The sequence below is a fragment of the Limnobacter alexandrii genome (assembly GCF_005871185.1).
GTDB classification, from domain to species: Bacteria; Pseudomonadota; Gammaproteobacteria; order Burkholderiales; family Burkholderiaceae_B; genus Limnobacter; species Limnobacter alexandrii.
On sequence record NZ_SWKN01000009.1, the window covers coordinates 25,301 to 44,923 of the forward strand.

The 19,623-nt window shown below is 51.9% G+C and carries 22 protein-coding genes; 6 read left to right on the plus strand and 16 right to left on the minus strand.

Translation table 11 applies throughout. The features are described from left to right. Nucleotides 1-31: 31 nt before the first annotated feature. Nucleotides 32-1,627: a M48 family metallopeptidase gene (locus FCS97_RS11875; RefSeq protein ID WP_138518651.1), complete on the minus strand. Its 1,596-nt coding sequence runs from the start codon at nt 1,625-1,627 to the stop codon at nt 32-34. Between the two features lie 156 nt (nt 1,628-1,783). Here FCS97_RS11875 and moaC point away from each other — a divergent pair, with 156 nt between their 5' ends. Continuing rightward, on the plus strand, nt 1,784-2,254 hold the full coding sequence (moaC, locus tag FCS97_RS11880) for a cyclic pyranopterin monophosphate synthase MoaC (protein ID WP_138518652.1): 471 nt from the start codon (nt 1,784-1,786) through the stop codon (nt 2,252-2,254). A 3-nt stretch (nt 2,255-2,257) separates the two neighbouring features. Here moaC and FCS97_RS11885 read toward each other — a convergent pair whose 3' ends face one another. The 14 genes from FCS97_RS11885 to miaB all read right to left on the minus strand — a co-directional run bounded on the left by FCS97_RS11885 (nt 2,258) and on the right by miaB (nt 15,126). Continuing rightward, the gene (locus FCS97_RS11885; protein WP_138518653.1) at nt 2,258-2,776 is read right to left on the minus strand and encodes a pilin; all 519 of its coding nucleotides are present in this window, start codon (nt 2,774-2,776) and stop codon (nt 2,258-2,260) included. Between the two features lie 159 nt (nt 2,777-2,935). Further along, entirely contained in the window at nt 2,936-3,823 is an 888-nt protein-coding gene (gene sucD, locus FCS97_RS11890; RefSeq protein WP_138518654.1) for a succinate--CoA ligase subunit alpha, read from the minus strand. Between the two features lie 53 nt (nt 3,824-3,876). Continuing rightward, nucleotides 3,877-5,043 (minus strand): ADP-forming succinate--CoA ligase subunit beta, encoded by a 1,167-nt coding sequence (gene sucC, locus FCS97_RS11895; protein WP_138518655.1) that lies wholly within the window; start codon nt 5,041-5,043, stop codon nt 3,877-3,879. A 268-nt stretch (nt 5,044-5,311) separates the two neighbouring features. Then, nucleotides 5,312-5,872, minus strand: a complete 561-nt coding sequence (locus tag FCS97_RS11900) for a regulatory protein RecX (RefSeq protein ID WP_138518656.1) — start codon at nt 5,870-5,872, stop codon at nt 5,312-5,314. Beyond that, on the minus strand, nt 5,850-6,929 hold the full coding sequence (gene recA / locus FCS97_RS11905; protein ID WP_138518657.1) for a recombinase RecA: 1,080 nt from the start codon (nt 6,927-6,929) through the stop codon (nt 5,850-5,852). The genes FCS97_RS11900 and recA overlap by 23 nt, the downstream gene beginning before the upstream one ends. 62 nt (nt 6,930-6,991) lie before the next feature. Continuing rightward, entirely contained in the window at nt 6,992-7,489 is a 498-nt protein-coding gene (locus FCS97_RS11910; RefSeq protein ID WP_246066321.1) for a CinA family protein, read from the minus strand. A gap of 31 nt (nt 7,490-7,520) precedes the next feature. Continuing rightward, nucleotides 7,521-8,027, minus strand: a complete 507-nt coding sequence (locus FCS97_RS11915; RefSeq protein WP_425460748.1) for a phosphatidylglycerophosphatase A family protein — start codon at nt 8,025-8,027, stop codon at nt 7,521-7,523. Then, on the minus strand, nt 8,024-9,100 hold the full coding sequence (gene thiL / locus FCS97_RS11920; protein ID WP_138518659.1) for a thiamine-phosphate kinase: 1,077 nt from the start codon (nt 9,098-9,100) through the stop codon (nt 8,024-8,026). Before thiL ends, FCS97_RS11915 begins: the two co-directional genes overlap by 4 nt. 15 nt (nt 9,101-9,115) lie before the next feature. Beyond that, nucleotides 9,116-9,604: a transcription antitermination factor NusB gene (nusB, locus tag FCS97_RS11925; protein ID WP_138518660.1), complete on the minus strand. Its 489-nt coding sequence runs from the start codon at nt 9,602-9,604 to the stop codon at nt 9,116-9,118. Further along, a complete protein-coding gene (gene ribH / locus FCS97_RS11930) occupies nt 9,597-10,103 on the minus strand; it encodes a 6,7-dimethyl-8-ribityllumazine synthase (protein WP_138518661.1) in 507 nt (168 codons plus the stop codon). The genes nusB and ribH overlap by 8 nt, the downstream gene beginning before the upstream one ends. Continuing rightward, the gene (ribBA, locus tag FCS97_RS11935) at nt 10,100-11,224 is read right to left on the minus strand and encodes a bifunctional 3,4-dihydroxy-2-butanone-4-phosphate synthase/GTP cyclohydrolase II (RefSeq protein WP_138518662.1); all 1,125 of its coding nucleotides are present in this window, start codon (nt 11,222-11,224) and stop codon (nt 10,100-10,102) included. Before ribBA ends, ribH begins: the two co-directional genes overlap by 4 nt. A 25-nt stretch (nt 11,225-11,249) precedes the next feature. Then, complete coding sequence (gene lnt / locus FCS97_RS11940; protein WP_138518663.1) at nt 11,250-12,788, minus strand: apolipoprotein N-acyltransferase; 1,539 nt, start codon at nt 12,786-12,788, stop codon at nt 11,250-11,252. Beyond that, the gene (locus FCS97_RS11945; protein WP_138518664.1) at nt 12,788-13,696 is read right to left on the minus strand and encodes a CorC family transporter; all 909 of its coding nucleotides are present in this window, start codon (nt 13,694-13,696) and stop codon (nt 12,788-12,790) included. The genes lnt and FCS97_RS11945 overlap by 1 nt, the downstream gene beginning before the upstream one ends. A 62-nt stretch (nt 13,697-13,758) precedes the next feature. Then, complete coding sequence (gene miaB, locus FCS97_RS11950; RefSeq protein ID WP_138518665.1) at nt 13,759-15,126, minus strand: tRNA (N6-isopentenyl adenosine(37)-C2)-methylthiotransferase MiaB; 1,368 nt, start codon at nt 15,124-15,126, stop codon at nt 13,759-13,761. Between the two features lie 203 nt (nt 15,127-15,329). Between miaB and coq7 the strand changes: the two genes are divergently transcribed. Beyond that, the gene (gene coq7, locus FCS97_RS11955; RefSeq protein WP_171035315.1) at nt 15,330-15,950 is read left to right on the plus strand and encodes a 2-polyprenyl-3-methyl-6-methoxy-1,4-benzoquinone monooxygenase; all 621 of its coding nucleotides are present in this window, start codon (nt 15,330-15,332) and stop codon (nt 15,948-15,950) included. Here the strand turns inward: coq7 and FCS97_RS11960 are convergent. Then, nucleotides 15,947-16,369, minus strand: a complete 423-nt coding sequence (locus FCS97_RS11960; protein ID WP_138518667.1) for an OsmC family protein — start codon at nt 16,367-16,369, stop codon at nt 15,947-15,949. The two genes, coq7 and FCS97_RS11960, sit on opposite strands and share 4 nt — an antisense overlap. Before the next feature lie 535 nt (nt 16,370-16,904). Between FCS97_RS11960 and rplM the strand changes: the two genes are divergently transcribed. From rplM to FCS97_RS11980, 4 genes are all read left to right on the plus strand, one after another. Next, the gene (gene rplM / locus FCS97_RS11965) at nt 16,905-17,333 is read left to right on the plus strand and encodes a 50S ribosomal protein L13 (RefSeq protein WP_008251461.1); all 429 of its coding nucleotides are present in this window, start codon (nt 16,905-16,907) and stop codon (nt 17,331-17,333) included. A gap of 8 nt (nt 17,334-17,341) precedes the next feature. Beyond that, nucleotides 17,342-17,734: a 30S ribosomal protein S9 gene (rpsI, locus tag FCS97_RS11970; protein WP_105027036.1), complete on the plus strand. Its 393-nt coding sequence runs from the start codon at nt 17,342-17,344 to the stop codon at nt 17,732-17,734. A gap of 110 nt (nt 17,735-17,844) precedes the next feature. After that, nucleotides 17,845-18,888, plus strand: a complete 1,044-nt coding sequence (argC, locus tag FCS97_RS11975) for an N-acetyl-gamma-glutamyl-phosphate reductase (RefSeq protein ID WP_138518668.1) — start codon at nt 17,845-17,847, stop codon at nt 18,886-18,888. An 18-nt stretch (nt 18,889-18,906) separates the two neighbouring features. Beyond that, nucleotides 18,907-19,623 (plus strand): DUF6776 family protein, encoded by a 717-nt coding sequence (locus FCS97_RS11980; protein ID WP_138518669.1) that lies wholly within the window; start codon nt 18,907-18,909, stop codon nt 19,621-19,623.

Sequence of the window (19,623 nt, forward strand, 5' to 3'; positions counted from 1 at the left end):
TTCAGCGTCGTTGACTGGCTAGTTGCCAAACTTAGTTGCCAAACTTGGCGAATTCACGTTCAGCGTCTGCCTTGCGTTTGTATTCGCGTTGTTTGGCATCAATTTCTGCCAGCAGGTAATAATTGTCTTTTGCATAGCGTTTGGCTATTTCAGCCTGCTCAATTGCAGGTAGATAGGCCTGACGTGCATTGTAAAACTGCGCCATGGCCATATGATGTTCCGCTGGCTTTCGCAGTGCCAAAGCACTTTGCGCCAGAAGCTCAAAAACCTCGGGTACAGAGCGATAAGCCTGCGAAAGCTCGTTCAGATAAGCATCAGATTCGGCAAACAAACCCAAACGCTGCAAACCTTCTGCATACAACAGGCGAACCGACATTTCACTCTTGAAGTTGTTGCGCAACGATATCAGCTCGCCAAGCATCGCCTTCTCCTGAGTCTTCAAGGCGGAGCGATCCCTGACGGGGCGCTGATCCATCGGTGCCGAGGCCGGCGGCAAGCTGGTGTCCATGGCCATTCGCATGCGTTGACTTTGAAGCAGCAAAGGCACCTCGGTTTTCTTGACCACCGACTGCCCTGATTTAAACAATTCAATGGCTTTTTCACTGGCGGCAAGCGCCTCTTGCTTCCTTCCCATGGAATTCAAAACGAGAGAACGGCCGTAAGTTAAAGCCACAGGGTCTTTAATACCCTCTTGCTCATTGGGTGACTCAAAGGTTCGCAAACGGTCTGCCAACTGCTGGTTGCTTCTTTCAGCAAACACGATCGACTTGACCCTGATCAACTCAAATTCAAGACTGGATTGAACCTGACTGCGATTCGAGCCACGCTCCAGTCCAGCTCGGTTGCGTATGTCTGCAATTCGCTCGGTAGTCAGGGGGTGAGTACGCAAGTAGGAAGGTGCATTGTTTTCATAAAGACGGGAAGCTGTTTGCAAACGCCCGAAAAAATCCACCATACCTTGGGTATCAAAGCCTGCCTGCTGAAGGGTTAAGAAGCCAACCCGGTCGGCCTCCCGTTCCGCATCGCGGGAAAAAGACAGTTGTTGATCAATTGAATAGCCAGCGCCGGCAGCCATAAGACCAGAAGCTGCCTGAGGATTGGAACCAGCCACCAGTAAAGCAGCAATCATGGCCGCAGTGGCCACCAGGCTGGTTTGCTTTTGCTGCCCAAAACGGCGTGCAATGTGGCGTTGAGTAACGTGTCCAACCTCGTGCGCCAACACAGAAGCCAATTCGGATTCAGTTTGGGAAGCCGCTATCAGACCCGTGTGCACGCCAATATAGCCACCAGGCATGGCAAATGCGTTCACCGACTTGTCGGTGACCAGAAAAAACTCGAAATTGGACGGGGATTCTGAGGCAGCCTGGACGATTTTGTTGCCCAAACGGCTAATGTAAGCGGTAATTTCGAGGTCATTGTTGACCGCGCCGAAAGCCCGATAATCTTTCATGATCAGCGCGCCCAAACGCCGTTCGTCCTGAACGGACAACTCCGCTCCGCCCGCATCACCCAGACTCGGCAGATTATTCAAGCCATCGGCATGCGCAATCGGCGACAACATCGAGGACAACAGCAGGGTACTGCACAGCGCACTCGCAACACTTTTCCGAAAATCAAGACGCATCATGGGCTTTTTACGGTGATAGTCTGGGTATGATAGCGCGATGAAAAACAAGTTCAATCAACTTCGGTCTTGGCGCGGCGTTTCCTTGGGTAAATTTGAGTAAATACGGTAGCCAACATCATTGAAGTTTGGACAATTCATTCGCAGGGGATAGTAACAATGAACGGACTCACGCATTTTGACCAGGAAGGCAATGCACACATGGTCGATGTGGGCGGTAAAAGTGAAACAGAACGCAAAGCGGTGGCCACGGGCACCATACAGCTGGGCCAAGATGCCTACGCAGTACTGAAATCGGGTACCGCCAAAAAGGGCGACGTGCTCGGTGTGGCACGTATCGCGGCAATTCAGGGCGCCAAACGCACCTCGGACCTGATCCCTTTGTGCCACCCCCTGCCTTTGACCCGCTTGGCAGTGGAGTTTGAACTGAGTGATGAACGATGTGAGGTGCACTGCACCTGCACAGCACAAACTGTGGGAAAAACAGGGGTGGAAATGGAAGCCCTGACCGGTGTTCAGGTAGGGCTTCTGACCATTTACGACATGCTCAAAGCGATTGACAAAGGCATGGTGATGACTCAAACCAAACTTGTTGAAAAACGTGGTGGCAAGAGTGATTTCAGCCGGTAGATACTAGCCAACGTTGTTGTTGCGGCAAGCAGCTGGTAGATAGCGTCGCAAATCGCCAGGAACATTGGTTACACAACGCCACTCACCAATAGGTTGTAATGGATCAGTGTGGCGTGCGCCACCTGTCCATGGAACCAGGGCAATGAAATGGCTTGCCATAATACCCGTGGCCACTGCATTGTCTTGAAAATTCACTTGAATTCGTCCGTTACCTGTTACGGTCAACACCTGAGCATACTGGCTTTGTGCCGCAATATTGTTTTGACAACCTGCCGCTTGGGCTGCCGCAACACCGTTCCCCGGGGGCCATGCATTTGTTGTAGCGGCGTACTCGATAATACCCGCCTTGCAAGACTGGGCAATATTCATTAACTCAGTAACCTTGGCGCGGTTCAAATAATCCTGAAACGCTGGAATGGCAATTGCTGAAAGCACGCCAATAATTGCAATGCCAATCATCAGTTCGATCAGGGTGAAGCCCTTCGAAACTGCACCTCGGGTTAAAGTTTTTGGGGTATTCATCGTCGCATTCCTCGCATCGAAAAGTGGTGTTGAGAAACCATTCTTCGGTGTTCAGCCTGCGTGAAGTACCCCCGCTAGGGTTAAAAGAAAAAACCCCACCATTCTGAGTGAAAGGCGGGGTTTTGTATCATGAGCCCAGAAGGCTGACGTTCACGGCATTTATGCGCCGATTGCCTTTTTCAGCAATTGACCCATGACAGATGGGTCTTTGGTCACGGTAATACCGCACTCTTCCATAATGGCCAGTTTTTCCTGAGCAGTGCCCTTGCCACCTGAAATAATGGCGCCAGCGTGGCCCATGCGCTTTCCGGGGGGCGCTGTGACACCAGCGATGAAACCAACTACTGGCTTGGTCATGTTGTCCTTGACCCACAAGGCAGCTTCTTCTTCGTCGCTACCGCCAATTTCACCAATCATGACCACGGCATCGGTGTCGGGATCGTCGTTGAACATTCGCATCACGTCGATGTGTTTCAATCCGTTCACGGGATCGCCGCCAATACCCACTGCAGTGGACTGGCCCAAGCCCAGTTCACTCAATTGGCCCACAGCTTCATAAGTCAAAGTGCCCGAACGGGACACCACACCAATGCGACCTTTCTTGTGGATGTGGCCGGGCATGATGCCGATCTTGATTTCGTCGGGCGTAATGACGCCTGGGCAGTTTGGACCAACCACAATGGTTTTGCGTCCTTCACGGCGCATGCGGTCACGCACTTCAATCATGTCGCGAACAGGAATGCCCTCAGTGATACAGATCACCAAATCCAGATCCGCCTCTACCGCTTCCCAAATGGCCGCAGCCGCAAAGGGTGGCGGCACGTAAATTACGGATGCATTGGCACCCGTTTGTTTTTTCGCATCGGCCACAGTGCCGTAAATGGGCACGCCTTCAAAATCTTCGCCAGCCTTCTTGGGGTTTACACCCGCAACAAAACAGTTCTTGCCATTGGCGTATTCACGGCACATGCGCGTATGAAACTGGCCAGTTTTACCAGTAATACCTTGGGTAATTACCTTGGTGTCTTTGTTAATGAGAATAGACATTGTGAAAATCCTTTTTCGTGTTGAATGGCTGTCAAATGTGGAGCACCAAGCGCTTAGGCGCCTTTGGTCGCAGCCACCACTTTTTGCGCAGCCTCACCCATGGTGTTCGCTGCAATGATCGGCAAACCAGATTCAGCCAGAATTTTCTTGCCCAAATCTTCGTTGGTGCCTTTCATGCGCACAACCAATGGAACCGACAAACCCACGGCTTTCGATGCAGCCACTACGCCATCAGCGATCACATCGCAACGCATGATGCCGCCGAAAATATTCACCAAAATGGCTTTCAGGTTGGGGTTTTTCAACATGATTTTGAAAGCTTCAGTCACTTTCTCGGTTGTGGCACCACCGCCTACATCCAAGAAGTTTGCAGGTTCACCACCGAACAACTTGATGGTGTCCATGGTCGCCATGGCCAGACCAGCGCCGTTGACCAAGCAGCCAATATTGCCGTCAAGGCTGATATAACTGAGATCGAACTTGCTGGCTTCGATTTCAGCAGGATCTTCTTCAGCCAGATCGCGCAAAGTGACGATCTCGGGATGGCGGTGCAAAGCGTTCGAATCAAAGTTCAGCTTTGCATCCAAAGCGATAATATCGCCAGAGCCGGTCAAGATAAGCGGGTTGATTTCCGCCAGGCTGGCATCAGTTTCCCAAAACGCCTTGTACAAACCTTGAAACGCCACACGCGCCTTGGCGACAGAGCCTGCTGGAATGCCAATTTTTACAGCCAAGTCGTCCGCCTCTGCGTCGGTTAAACCAGCAACAGGGTCTACATACACTTTGTGAATCAATTCGGGGGTGTGCTCTGCCACTTCTTCAATTTCCATGCCGCCTTCGCTTGACGCCATGACACAAACACGCTGGGTAACACGGTCAACTACCATACCCACGTAGTATTCCTTTTTGATGTCTGCACCCTCTTCAACCAGCAAACGGCTGACTTTCTGACCCTCTGGGCCAGTTTGGTGAGTGATCAACTGCATGCCAAGAATTTGGCTAGCATATGTTTTTACATCGTCCATGCTCTTGGCTACTTTCACGCCACCGCCCTTGCCGCGACCACCTGCGTGAATTTGCGCCTTTACCACCCAAACCGGGCCGCCCAGTTTCTCCGCGGCCGCAATTGCCTCGTCAATTGAAAAACAGGGATAGCCAGTGGGAACGGCTACACCGTACTTCTTCAGAATTTCCTTGCCTTGATACTCGTGAATCTTCATTTGAATTCCTTGCTGGGAAAGTTAATGCAAATCGGCTAGACGCAACAAGGCGGCTGAACTGACAACATTGTAAAGTGGAGAGTGTTTTTTTCGCGTGACAGCGCAAGCGGGTTCTCGGACGTAAAGCCGAGGCAAGGACGAGGCATGCCAAGCATGCTATGAAGGTTTTTATCCATCTCTTTCTTTGCTTCTTGTGTCGTTGAATAACGCTTCGTTATTTAACTAGACTATCACTTCTATGGAAACACATAAGCCGGGTAGAATGATATCACGCATTGGATTTGAACTCAGCCAGAATGCGCCGCCAGGCGCGTTCAATGTTACCAAATTCAAACCCTCGGGCTGCAAGCCCACGATAAACCTTGGACTTCAACACAAGCGCTTGGGCTTGGTCGACACCTGAATCACCATTTAAAACACTTTCAAGACTTGAAAGCTGCCTGCGTTTGATCCAGTCATAAGCGCGATCTTCTTCACTACTCAGGCTTTGTGCTTCCAAGTCGTCCTGTTCAATGGACTTGAGGTCTCCCAAACCATGTTGACCCAATTCGGCCGCAATGGCACGGTCCCCAAAAGTTGGGGCACGCCTGCGAAACAGGCTCAGCTTAAAACGCTCATCCGATTGAAATTGATGTGAAGTGGCCCATTCAATGGCTTGTTCCACCTCGGTGGGTTCGTAGCCACGCTGTAGCAACTTGGCTCGAAGCTCTGATTGACTGTGTTCCCTGCGGGCGAGCAAGGCCACAGCTTTTGACTTGGCGGAGGCCACAGGCTTTCTCGAGCCTGCGGCGCTTCCAGATGAACGCTTATTCGGCGTCTTCGACTTCATTCTTTTTCTTGGGCACAGACGCTGAGGCGGCTTCCTCAAGCAAACGCACACCCAGCTTTTCACGGATTTTGTTTTCAATCTCGGCAGCCATGACTGGATTGGCTTTCAGAAAATCGCGGGCATTGTCCTTGCCCTGACCAATTTTTTCGCCGTTGTAAGAATACCAAGCACCAGCTTTGTCGACAAAACCATGCAATACACCCAGATCCACGACCTCGCCTTCTCGGGATGTACCCTGACCGTACAAAATATCAAATTCGGCCTGTTTAAAAGGAGGACTAACCTTGTTTTTCACAACCTTGACGCGGGTTTCACTGCCGACAACTTCCTCGCCTTTCTTGATTGAACCGATTCGGCGAATGTCCAGACGGACTGAGGAATAAAACTTCAGGGCATTACCACCTGTCGTGGTTTCAGGGCTGCCGAACATCACGCCAATTTTCATGCGAATTTGGTTAATGAAAATAACCAGGCAATTGGTGCGTTTGATATTGGCTGTTAACTTGCGCAAGGCCTGGCTCATCAAACGGGCCTGAAGACCTGGCAGGGAATCGCCCATATCACCCTCAATTTCGGCTTTGGGGGTAAGCGCGGCCACCGAGTCAATAATGACCAGGTCTACTGATCCGGACCGCACCAAAGCGTCGACAATTTCCAAGGCCTGCTCACCCGTGTCAGGCTGAGAAATCAACAAATCGGGCAAATTAACGCCCAATTTGGCAGCGTATTGGACATCGAGTGCGTGTTCAGCGTCGATGAAAGCACAGGTGCCACCCAGCTTTTGCATTTCAGCAATCACTTGCAGAGTCAAGGTGGTTTTGCCGGAAGATTCAGGGCCGTAAATTTCAACAACCCGGCCGCGCGGAAGACCGCCGATGCCCAAAGCAATGTCGAGCCCCAGAGAACCGGTTGAGACGGACTGAATGTCGTCAATGATCTCGTTTTCACCAAACCGCATGATGCTGCCCTTGCCAAACTGCTTTTCAATTTGACCAAGCGCCGCGGCCAGGGCTTTTACTTTTTCTGAGGATTGGTTTTTCGTTCTGAGATCTTCCATGGTCTGCCTTCAACTGAATTGGGTTGCGATTTCCGAATTATTGCACAGTTTTTACTGTAAATCTATACAGCCTTTTTGAGTGACACTTTTGACAAAATGATTAACCCGGCTTGTACCGCCTGTTGACGAACTGCCTCACGGTCACCCTCAAAAACATGATGGAAGGCCTCGATTGACTTGTGTCGTAACGCCAAGCCAAACCACACCGTACCCACAGGCTTGCTGGCTGAACCGCCACCCGGGCCGGCAATGCCTGAGACGGAAAGACAACAGTCCACCCCCAGGGCAATCATGCCGCCATTGGCCATTTCCTTGACACATTCCTCACTGACTGCGCCGTGCTGCTCCAAGGTTGACTCGCGCACATACACCGACTTCATTTTTACTTTGTTCGAGTAAGTAATCAGCCCACCCTCGAACCAGTCACTTGAACCCGCAATGCTGGTTAGCGCCGCGCCAAGCCCGCCGCCTGTGCAAGACTCGACCACGCCAAGTTTGCCGGCCGATGCATTGAATAGGTCTGCAATTTGCAGCAAAAGTGCCTGGTCTGGATTGCTCAAAATGCGCCCCGCAGAGTGATTAACATAGGATTCACTTCAAAAAATACAAATAAACAGCCAGCGCCAACAAGGTGATGAAAGCCGCGACGATGTCATCGAACATTACACCAAAACCATTTTTCCAGTGTTGATCGAACCAGCGAATGGGTGGAGGTTTGACCATGTCAAAAAACCGGAACAGAACAACACAGCCCAGTTGGGCCATTGGGCTGGAAAATTGACTGGAGGCCACAAACAGCACCAGCCAAATCGCAACAATTTCGTCCCACACAATGCCACCGTGATCAATCACCCCCAGTGCTTTACCCGTAATTTGACAAGCCCAGGCACCGATGACAAACGCACCCCCGATCACCCAAACCCACTGGTTGGCAGCCAGGTAAGGATCGAGCCAAACATACAACAACCAACCCATCAAAGTTCCGAAGGTACCTGGCATAAACCACGCCAATCCGCTGCCAAACCCCAAGGCCAGCAAGTGCGCGGGATGGGCCAGCATGAAACGCCAGGTGGGTTTACGGCTTGAAATTGAGGTCAATTCTTGCCCTCGGCAAAATGATTGTAGGAAAGGCTGGATATGCGCGTGCGTTCTTTACCCGGAGCCTGAAGCCAGACACCACTGCCGGGCTCGACAGTGCCCACACAATACAGGCTTGAGTTCAAGGATTGTATTGCATCGCGATGTTTCGGGTGGGCTGTCCAGCACAATTCAAAATCATCACCACCCTGCAAGGTTTCAGCAAGCAGGGTTTTCAACAGCATTACTGGGTCGGAATGTTGATCAATTTCAGGCCAGCGGTTTCGCCACATGGACTCAAGACCCGTTTGAACGAGCACAACAGCCGCTTTGCTTGCATTGGCGATGTGAGCCAAATCGCCACTCAGGCCATCTGACAAATCAAGACAGGCACTGGCAAACCCATGAAGTTGCAATCCGAGTTCAGTTCGAGGCACTGGCATTTCAAGTCGCTCAACGGCCTGCCTGGCAAGATTTTCGGGCAACACGGCCAGCAAGGCTTGAACCTGTTGTAATTCATTGCCCCGGCAACATTGACCCAAGCGACCACGCTTTTGGAATTCAAGCAAAAGCCCCAGACGAGCAAGCCCGGGAGTGCCACTCACCCAGACGTCATCACCAGGCTTTGCATGCGCCCGATTGAATCCTCGGTGCGCAGCGGGGGCTTGACCAAATACAGTGATTGACAAGGTTTTCGATGGATTGGAGCCAGCAGACGTGGTGTCTCCCCCCACCAAAGGACAGTTAAAACGGGTCGCCACCTCGAGCAAACCAGCCGAGAAGTCGGCAAGCCAACTCTCGTTGATTTCGGGCAGGCTCAAGTTCAGGGTAAATCCGATAGGGCTTGCACCACAGGCTGCCAAATCTGACAGATTGCAGGCCAAGGCCTTCCAGCCTACGTGACGTGCCGAACTGTCGGAAAAAAAATGAACGCCTTCCACCAGGGTATCCGTGGAGGTGAACAAATGATGACCGGGGGAAATTGCAAGCGAGGCGCAGTCGTCGCCAATACCGAACAACACTGTACCTGCATTGGCTTGCGCGAGCCTGCCAAAAGGAGTTTTGAAATAGCGATGAATAAGGTCGAATTCCAAAACGCCTCTTGAGAGTTAGCTGGACTGACTGTTCGCCTGTGCCTTGATTTCGGAATCACGTGCCTGTGCAGCCACCTTGTCAAGCACGCCATTGACGAACTTGAAGGCATCGGTGCCACCGAATGTTTTGGTCAACTCAACGGCCTCGTTGATGACTACACGGTACGGAATTTCAGCGTGTGTATTCATTTCATGACTGGCCAGCACCAGCACCGCTTTTTCAACCGGGCTGAGTTCGCCCCAAGGGCGATCAATGAATGGCTGAATTTGATGCATCAAGTCTTCCAGGTGATGCACCGAACCATGCAATAGCGACTCGTAATGCGCACGATCGGCCTTGTCAAACCCGGGGGCATCTCGGATATGTGCATCCACTTCACCAACCTCGGTGGGATTCAAAAACCACTGGTACAAGCCCTGCAAGGCCAATTCACGAGATCGACGGCGAGCGTTGCGAGTATGGCCTTGCCTCTTGCCTGAATCAGGCTTGCTGGCTTCACTCATCGTCTTCTTCCTCGTCATCTGCGCCGGGCAGGTTGTCATCCAGCGTCATCATCAAGTTGCCCATTTCCACGGCACAGCGAGCTGCATCAACACCTTTGTCTTCAATGCGTTCGATGGCCTGGTCTTCGGTGTAGGTGGTCAGCACCATATTGACCACGGGCACGTCGTGGGCCAAAGCCACGCTTGAAATGCCACGGGCGCTTTCGCCACACACAATTTCAAAATGATAGGTATCACCCTTGATCACTGCACCCAGAGCAATGAGTGCATCAAACTCCCCAGAGAACGCCAAGCGCTGCAACGCGATTGGAATTTCCATGGCACCGGGCACGGTAATGTGAAGAATGTCCTCATTTAGCACGCCCAAACGCAGCAATTCACTGCAACAGGCGGCCCACAGGCCATTGGTAATTTCTTCGTTGAAGCGGGCCTGAACCACACCCACACGAATGCCATCGCCGTTCAAATTAGCAGGCACACTTCCTGGACTGTTGCTCATTTCGTTTCTCCGTTGACATAACCTGACACTTCCAAATCAAACCCGGTCATGCTTGGCATTTTCCGTGGTCGGGACAGCAATTTCATTTTGTTGACACCCAGGTCGCGCAGAATTTGCGCGCCAATACCGTAGGTTCGCAAGTCTGGGTTTGATCCAGCACCTTTGCGTGCGGTAGTGCCACGCTGTTCAATGTCGTCGAGCGAGGCAAACTGCCCCAGCAAGCGGTCCGAGGACACATCACAGTTCAGCAGCACAATAACGCCTGCGCCTTCTTCCACCACTTTCTTCATGGCGGCGGGAATGGAGAAGGAGTGCTCGGACAAATTCACTTCAAGAAAATCGATTAGTGAGGTGGGCTCGTGCACGCGCACCAAGGCCTCGGTATCGGGGTTTAACTGGCCATATACCAAAGCAAAGTGCGCGCTGCCAGTGGGCTTGTCGCGGAAAGAAATGCAATTGAACTGGCCCTGCACGGTGTCGATGACGCGCTCATGCATGCGCTCGATGAGTGATTCTTTGGTGCTACGGTACTGAATGAGATCGGCGATGGTACCGATTTTCAGATTGTGTTCTTTGGCAAATTCCACCAGATCGGGCAAACGCGCCATGGTGCCATCGTCTTTCATGATTTCGCAAATGACCGAGGCTGGGCTGAGGCCCGCCATGGCCGCCAGGTCGCAACCCGCTTCGGTGTGACCGGCCCGCATGAGCACGCCGCCATTCACGGCAGTCAAAGGAAAAATATGACCGGGCTGTACCAGATCTTCGGGCTTGGAATTTTTGTTCACTGCCACACGAATGGTGTGGGAGCGATCCGCAGCAGAAATGCCGGTAGACACGCCTTCAGCAGCTTCAATGGAGACGGTGAAATTGGTGCCATGAGAGGAGCCGTTGGCAGCCACCATGGGGCGCAAACCCAACTCACGGCAACGGGCCTCGGTCAATGTCAGGCAGATCAGGCCCCGGCCATATTTGGCCATGAAATTAATGGCTTCCGGCGTAACAAAATCGGCGGCCAACACAAGGTCGCCCTCGTTTTCACGGTCTTCCTCGTCAACGAGAATGACCATGCGGCCCGCACGCATTTCTTCAACGATTTCGTTGACTGGACTAATTGACATGGCTGTATAAGTTCTTGAGATTGATTTAATGGGCTCTATTGTAAGCCTTCAAGCGCCATTCACGCACGCACAGCAGTAGAAGGACGACTCCCCAAATCGAAAACCACAGACGATCGCCCCACTTTGCGAAGAAGGTTTGCCCCAATCTGCCCTCGATTTGCCCCGACCACACCAAGGCCTGCCCGGGCTCAACACGCTGGGTCCACTGACCGCGTTCGTTGACAATGCCGGAAACACCAGTGTTGGTGACGCGCAAGCCAGGCTTGCGATGCTCGGCTGACCGAGTGCGGCCCATTTGCGCATGCTGGTCTAGCGCCCAGGACTGACCAAACCAAGCCAGATTGCTCAAATTCACAAATACCGTGGGCTCTTGGGTGGAATTGGCGACCAAGCCTGCAAACTCTCCGCTGAATATGTCTTCATAACAAACTGTAGAGGCCAAGGCATTGCCATTGAGCAAAAATGGCTTTAACGGACCAGAGCCAGAGGTGAATTCGCCCATGGGCATATTCAACATGGCGACAAACCACTTGAAACCCAGTGGAATAAACTCACCAAACGGCACGAGATGCCGTTTGTCATGCCGTGTTTTGGGCACCTCAAGATCTTCCAGCGCTTCATCACCTTGAAACATGACAATTGAATTGAAGTACCTTGAACCCTCTTGAATCGCAGACCCCATGATTACAGCTGTTTCACCGGGAGTGGCAAAATCACGAAACGTCGTTCGCCATTCCTCGGGAGTATCAGTCCAAACCAAAGGGTTCACTGTTTCGGGAAAAACAAGCAAACCACCCCCCTGCTGTGCCAACTGTTGTTTGGCGGTATCGCCCAATGCAAAAGCTTTCTGCATGTTCGACACAATCAGGTCGGGATCAAACTTGATGCTTTGATCCACATTGGTTTGCACACCCACCACAGTTAAGGGGCCCGCGCTTTGCGTTTTCACCGGAAGCTGCACCAACACCGCGACGCACACCAGCACTGAAGACACAAGCAACACCACCCCACTTCGGCGAGCAAGCACCCACGACACAAGCAAATGCCCAATCAGCATGAGAACAAACAAGCTGCCATAGCTACCCAGCCAGGGCAGCAAATTGGCAAATGGGGAGTCGACCAAGGCATCACCCAATCCAAGCCACGCAAAACCGGTCATGAATGTGCCGCGAGCCCACTCGAAAAATGTCCACAAAGAGGCCCACAACACGGCATTGAACACTGTATCCGTTGTGGATTCAGCGCGCACAACCGCAAAGCGATTGTAGAACCACAAGGCCAGAGCGGGGAAAATTGCCAAATACAAAGTAAAGGCAGCAACGGCCGCCCAGGCCAACATGGAAGGCAAACCGCCGTAGGTGTGCAGGCTGATGTGCAACCAGGAAACACCCAAGCCATACGCTGACCACCCAAACGCCAAACCGGTTAACCAGGGTCGGCTGGTTTTCTGCGCAACAAAGGGCAACACGGCAAGCAGCAGCAAGCCAAGCCACCAAAGGGAAAGCGGAGCAAACGACAAGACCCAAGGCGCCCCCAAGAGCGCGCCTGCGAATAAGGAGTACATCAAGTGGGCCTGTCGGAGTTCTCGGTGGATGAATCGGTGTCAATGTTTTCTGGCGCAGGTTCAATTTTCTGAACCCGAAGCAGGTGCACCTGCCGGGCATCTGCGCGCAGCACTTCAAAACGGAAAGGTGGCAATTCAACGACATCGCCACGCACTGGCAAGCGCGCCAACTGGTCAGTCAACAAGCCGCCCAGCGTATCTGCATGCTCGCTTGAGAAGCTGGTTCCGAAGGTTTCATTGAACTGTTCAATCGTGGTCAAGGCTTTGACGCGATACAAACCCAGCTGATCGCCACCCAGACTCACGATATTGTCTGCTTCTTCATCAAAGTCATATTCGTCTTCAATGTCGCCCACAATTTGCTCGAGCACATCTTCAATGGTCAGCAAGCCAGCCACACCGCCGTATTCATCGACCACCAATGCAATGTGATTGCGGTTCAGGCGAAAATCATGAAGCAGTACATTCAATCGCTTACTTTCGGGAATGAACACCGCTGGGCGCAGCATGTCGCGCAAATTGACTTGCGCATCGGCATGTATGCGCAGAAGATCTTTGGCCAGCAAAACACCGATTACATTGTCACGCTCACCCTCATACACAGGGAAGCGCGAGTGTGCCTTTTCAACTGCGAAGGCGACTATTTGATCGATGGAATCTTCGGCGTTGATCGCATCCATCTGGGCACGGGGCACCATGATGTCGCCAGCGGACAGGTCGCTTACCTGCATGACACCTTCAATCATTGAAAGCGCATCAGCATCCAGCAAATTTCTTTCATGGGCCTGTTGCAGCACTTCCAACAGTTGCTCTCTGTCCTCAGGCTCACGAAGAAGCAAGGAGGACAGGCGTTCTAACAGGCCCCGTTCTTTTTTACTGGGGACCTGCGACGGACTCGGTTCTGACATACGGGAGGATAAACCTCTACTGACGATAACGGCTCAAGGATAACCGAAAAAAATGACGGATATCAGGCAGCAGTGATCGGCACTTCTCCACGCAGGGAGTTGGGATAGGCCTCAACAATGTCCAACTCAACGATTTGCCCCACCATGCGGGCATTTCCGGCAAAGTTGACCACTCTGTTGTTCTCGGTTCTACCCGCCAGCTCTGTGGGGTCTTTTCGAGATGGTCCTTCTACCAACACCTTTTGGCGCGTACCCACCATGGACTTGCTGATACTGGTGGCATGGTCTTGAATTGTTTTTTGAAGACGAGCCAAACGTTTGAGCTTGGTGACTTGGTCAACACCATCTTCCAGATCGGCTGCGGGTGTACCCGGACGGGGGCTGTACACAAAAGAAAACGAGGTGTCGAAGCCAACGGCATTGATCAAATCCATGGTTTTTTCAAAATCTGCCTCGGTTTCACCGGGAAAACCCACGATGAAATCGGACGACATGGAAATATTGGGGCGAATTTCACGCAGTTTGCGAATGATCGACCTGTACTCAAGCGCCGTGTAGCCCCGCTTCATGGCGGCGAGAATGCGGTCTGAACCCGCCTGAACCGGCAAGTGCAAGTGATCGACCAACTTGGGCAGCTTGGCGTATGCCTCGATCAGGCGTGGGCCAAATTCTTTGGGATGCGAGGTGGTGAAACGGATCCGCTCGATGCCCGGCACTTCAGACACATATTCCAACAGCAGCGCAAAATCCGCAATTTCGCTGGTATCGCCCATTTTCCCGCGATAGGCATTCACGTTCTGCCCCAGCAAATTGATTTCCCGCACCCCTTGGTCTGCAAGGTCAGCAATTTCCATCAATACATCGTCGAAGGGACGTGAAATTTCCTCACCGCGTGTGTAAGGCACCACGCAGAAACTGCAGTACTTGCTGCAGCCTTCCATGATGGACACAAAGGCTGTGGCACCGGTATTTTTAGCCAGCGGCAAATTGTCGAATTTCTCGATTTCCGGAAAAGAAATGTCCACCTGTGGCCGGTGCGTATCACGGCGCTGCTTGATCAGCTGCGGCAAGCGATGCAGGGTTTGCGGACCAAACACCACATCCACATAGGGCGCACGCTCCACAATCGCCTTGCCCTCCTGACTGGCCACACAGCCACCCACACCAATAATGAGGTTGGGATTGGACTTTTTCAGGTGTTTGACACGCCCCAGATCGCTGAATACCTTTTCCTGCGCCTTTTCACGCACTGAACAGGTGTTGAACAGGATGATGTCGGCATCGTCCGGGGTATTCGTCCGCTCCAGTCCGTCCGAGCTACCCAGTACGTCAGCCATTTTGTCGGAGTCGTACTCGTTCATCTGGCAGCCAAAGGTTTTGATGAAGAGCTTTTTCTTGGAAGTCATGGTTTGCCTAAAATGTGCCACCATGAAGCAGACCTGCTTCAGAACTGAAACAGGAGCCAACACGGGGACGTTGTAAATCGTTGCGCGTTGACGCGGATTTTACTTGCATCCCTTGCTAAAATGAAGACTTCGTTGAAAAAACACAGGATTGGTGCGTAGTAATGCCAAATCAACCCCCACGCTTTCCCGGCTTTCCGGGTTTGCCTGCCCTGCCGAAATTGCCTTCTGTGGATGCCATCATTAGTGAGGTGGACAAGGCCCTGAAAACACTCGCAGCCACACCGGTGGCTCAGCGAGCCAACCCGGCGGGGCAAAATTTGCCTGCCGGGCAGTTAAGCGACGCCGAAAAAGAACAGGTGATTGGCCTGATGCGCGTGAACCACGTGGGCGAAATTTGCGCGCAGGCGCTTTATCAAGCCCAAGCCTTGGCCAGCAAAGATCCCGAAAAGAAAGCACTGTTTGATCACGCCGCCAAGGAAGAAGCTGACCACCTTGCATGGACTCAGGAACGACTGGATCAATTGGGTGCTCGCCCCAGCCTTTTGAACCCGTTCTGGTACGGCGGTGCTTTCGCTCTGGGTTTCGTCGCGGGCACCTTGGGTGACAAGGTAAGCCTGGGTTTTATGGCAGAAACCGAGCGGCAAGTTGAAAAACATCTGAATGACCACTTGGGCAGGTTGCCCGCAGGTGACCAGCAGTCCAGGGCGATTCTCGAACAAATGCGCCAAGATGAAATTGAGCACGGGCAAACAGCAATCGAACAAGGTGCCAACAATTTGCCCATGCCTGTGAAACTGGCCATGACCGCCATGTCGAAGGTCATGACCACTCTGGCGCAGAAGATTTAGTCTTCAATAATTTCGTGTGTGAACACCAGTTCAGCAGTTTTGCCCAACATGGCCGACGCTGAACAATACTTCTCGTGCGACAACTTGATGGCCCGATCCACCAAATTGGGTTTCAGCCCCCGACCGATCACCTGAAAGTGAAAGTTGATTTTGGTGAACACCTTTGGGGCCTCCTCGGCTCGCTCCGCACTCATTTTCACCTTGCAGTCGCGAACGTCCTGCCCGCTTTTACGCAGAATCAACACCACATCGTAGGCCGTGCAGGCACCTGTGCCCGCCAACACCACTTCCATGGGACGTGGAGCCAAGTTATTGCCACCGCCATCCGGGGCACCATCCATACACAACATATGCCCACTGCCTGTGGTGGCCACAAACGACATGCCGGGCAATCCGGACCAGCTAACTTCGGCTTCCATAAAGCTCCTTATTTATGATTAATTGCTCATTATGCATCGCACAATAATTACAGTGAAAAAGTTGAAAAACTGCTCTATTTTATCAAATTGAGCTAACAAATAACCGATCAGTCACTAGTATTATTTTTAAGTTGTTGTTTTTATTGGTTTTTTATAAACCACTTTGAAAACATGGAATAAGTTGCTTTTTTCGGACAACAAAAACAGACTCTTGCGCCGCAACAGAAATATCTCTAGAATTCAAATTGTAGTCACTTGAATGAACCACGAATCTCTATTCGCAGAGTTTCTTTCACAGTGCAAAGTTGTCTCCTCCACCCTCCTCCTTTGGTGGATTAAACCCAAGCACCTCACAGTGCTTGGGTTTTTTTTGTCCGGCACTCAAAAAAGTTTAACCGAAAGCAAAAAACTTTGCTAAAATCGCGGGTTACCTGTTGGGAGAGCCCTTCGGCTGCCGACCTGAATATTAATTGCGGGCTGCATGTACAAGTAGGGAGACAGGTAAAAAGCACTTTTTTATCTTTAAGGAAAAATCATGAAAACCTACTCAGCGAAACCCGGTGAGGTTAAACAAGAGTGGTTTGTGATCGACGGCACCGACAAGGTGTTGGGACGTGTAGCCAGTGAAGTTGCACGCCGCCTCCGTGGTAAACACAAACCTGAATTCACACCGCACATCGACACAGGCGACTTCATTGTTGTTGTAAATGCCGGTAAATTGCGCGTTACAGGCACGAAAGGCCTGAACAAGAAGTATTTCCGCCACTCTGGTTACCCAGGCGGTATTTACGAAACGAACTTTGACAAGATGCAGGAACGCTTCCCTGGCCGCGCGCTGGAGAAAGCTGTGAAAGGCATGTTGCCAAAAGGTCCTCTGGGCTACGCAATGATCAAGAAATTGAAGATCTACGCTGAAGCAGAGCACCCGCATTCCGCACAACAACCCAAGCCACTTGAAATCTGAGGTGAACCATGATTGGTGAATACAATTACGGAACCGGTCGCCGCAAAAGCTCAGTGGCCCGTGTTTTTATCAAGAAAGGTACTGGCCAGTTCATCGTGAACGGCAAGCCTTTGACTGAATACTTCGCTCGCGAAACAGGCCAGATGGTTGCTCGTCAACCCTTGGTACTGACCGAGAACGTTGAAACTTTTGACATCAAGGTAAACGTGCGCGGCGGCGGCGAAACTGGCCAGGCTGGCGCGGTTCGTCACGGTTTGACACGTGCCCTGATCGACTTCGACGCAGAACTGAAGCCAACCCTGTCCAAAGCAGGTCTGGTCACTCGCGATGCACGTGAAGTTGAACGTAAAAAAGTGGGTCTGCGTGGCGCGCGTCGTCGCAAGCAGTTCTCCAAGCGATAAACCAGCGCCAAGCTGTCATATCGTTTACACCCAGCAGCCCTCCCAGCTGGGTTACAATCGAAAGCCGCACAAATGTGCGGCTTTTTTTCTTTTCAGCACAAGGATTAGTCATGATCAAGGTAGGCATCGTCGGCGGAACCGGTTATACAGGGTCTGAGCTTCTTCGCCTGTTGGCCCTGCACCCGCAGGTCGAACTGAAAGCAATTACCTCTCGCGGTGAAGTGGGCCAGCCGGTGGCAGACATGTTCCCGGCACTGCGCAAACGCGTGAATATTGCTTTCACGGAACCTACTTTTGAATCACTGAAAAATTGTGACGTGGTGTTTTTCGCAACACCCCATGGCGTGGCCATGGCCCAGTCGGCTGAATTGGTGAATGCAGGTATCCGGGTGATCGATTTGGGTGCTGACTTTCGGCTGAAAAACACCACGGAATTCGAAAAATGGTACGGCATGCCACATTCAGAGCCAGAACTACTGAGCAAGGCTTGCTATGGCCTGGTTGAATCCGCACGACCTGAGCTGAAAAAAGCAAAACTGGTGGGCTTGGCGGGCTGCTACCCCACAGCAGTTCAACTGGCGCTTAAACCCTTGATCAGTGGCGCGACTCCTCTGATTGACGAAAGCAATATTGTTGCAGACTGCAAATCGGGCGTTTCCGGCGCGGGGCGTAAGGCCACTGTGGGTTCTCTGTTTTCGGAAGCGGCTGAAAGCTTCAAAGCCTACGGTGTCAGTGGCCACCGCCACTTACCAGAAATTGAACAAGGCCTTGAATTGATTTCAGGGCGCAAAACCCAAATTACCTTCACGCCGCACTTGGTGCCCATGGTGCGAGGCATTTTGGCGACCACCTATGTGAAACTGAATGACCTGGGCAAAAGCACTGACATTCAGGCACTGTACGAGCAACACTATGCCAACGAGTATTTTGTGGATGTGATGCCCAAGGGCTCGCTGCCCGAGACCAAGTCAGTCCGGGGTTCCAACTTTGTGCGCATTGCACTGCATCGCCCGCAAGGTCGAGACACGCTGGTGATTGTGTCAGTAATCGACAATCTGGTGAAAGGTGCGGCCGGCCAAGCTGTTCAGGCCATGAACTGCATGTTTGATTTGCCCGAACACATGGGGCTGGAACAATTGCCGCTGTCGCCCTAATTACCAGGATTTTGTAGTTTGAACCCAAAAAAAACACACCATTCACGCCGAACGCTGCTACCTGGGGTACAGCGTTCTTCCCGATTTGCATTTGCCTATGGCCTGTTGCTTGGACTGTCCATTCTCGGTGGATGCGCCGCCTTTGCACTGTGGGGCCCAGAAGACAACGCCATACAAAAATTGTTTTCGACCCAGGAAATTGAGGTTCTGAACGACCAATTGGCCGAACTTCAAGCCAAAACAAGTGACCTTCAAGAGGAAATTTCCCGTACCAACGAATTGGTAAAGCTCGACAAAGAGGCGCGAAGCAAACTGAACCTGCTGATTACAAACCTAGAATCAGAGAATGCAAAACTCAAAGAAGATTTGGCATTTTTCGAGGGATTCATCCCCGGCAGCCTTCAAGGTGCAATTTCACTCAAGCGACTCCAAGTGAACAAAGACACCGTTCCAGACCAATACCGCTACAAAGCACTCGTTATTCAAGGTAGCCAACGCCCCGAAGTCACTTTGAACGTGCAGGTGTTGATTAAAGTGTTGAACAAAGGGGAATCCAGTGTCATAGTTTTACCAAACGCTGAATCGTCGGAAGACCCCCAGTTCAAAATCAAACTGACCCGTTTTTCAAGGGTGTCGGGCGTATTTTCCCTTCCAGAAGGCGGCAGGTTGCAAAGCGTCGAAATGAGAATTCTGGAAGCTGGCGCCATTCGCGCACAGTCCACCATCAAACTTTGA